Annotated in this window: 1 protein-coding gene; it reads left to right on the forward strand. The window is 48.3% G+C overall.

The window, feature by feature from the left end; all coding sequences use genetic code 11:
* Nucleotides 1-722 (forward strand): EscU/YscU/HrcU family type III secretion system export apparatus switch protein (locus R8O11_RS27520; protein ID WP_318194914.1); only part of this gene is annotated, 722 nt, incomplete at both ends.

The raw sequence follows: 722 nt of genomic DNA on the forward strand, positions 1-722 counted from the left end.
CGCCCCGACGGTTACAACAAGCCAGAGAAAAGGGGCAGGTCGCACGCTCAAAAGAGCTCGCATCGGCGTCAGTGCTGATTGTGGGTGCTATCGCTCTGATGTGGTTTGGCGAGTCACTCGCACGTTCGCTGTTTTCCATTATGAGTCGTTTGTTCGACCTCAAACGCGACGAAATCTTTGACACAACAAAGCTGTTTGATATCGCATTAGGCGCAATGACAGATTTGCTTTTTCCACTGTTTCTCATCCTTATCACGTTGTTTGTGGCGGCGACGATTGGTGCTGCAGGGGTTGGGGGCATTAGCTTTTCTGCCGAAGCGGCAATGCCTAAGCTGTCCAAAATGAACCCTCTGAGCGGTTTAAAACGCATGGTGGGTATGCAAAGTTGGGTTGAACTGATCAAATCGATCTTGAAAGTGGTGTTGGTGACAGGCGTTGCCATGTATTTGATCCAAGCATCGCAAGCGGATTTGATCCAACTTAGCATGGATGTTTATCCGCAGAATATTTTCCACGCGCTGGATATTTTGCTCAACTTCATCTTGTTGATCAGCTGCTCGTTATTGATTGTTGTGGCCATCGATATACCGTTCCAGATTTGGCAGCACGCCGATCAGTTGAAGATGACCAAGCAAGAAGTGAAAGACGAATACAAAGAAACCGAAGGTAAGCCAGAGGTGAAAGGTCGTATTCGTATGCTGCAAAGGGAAGCGGCACAACGC

The organism is Vibrio sp. 1288, from assembly GCF_033344475.1.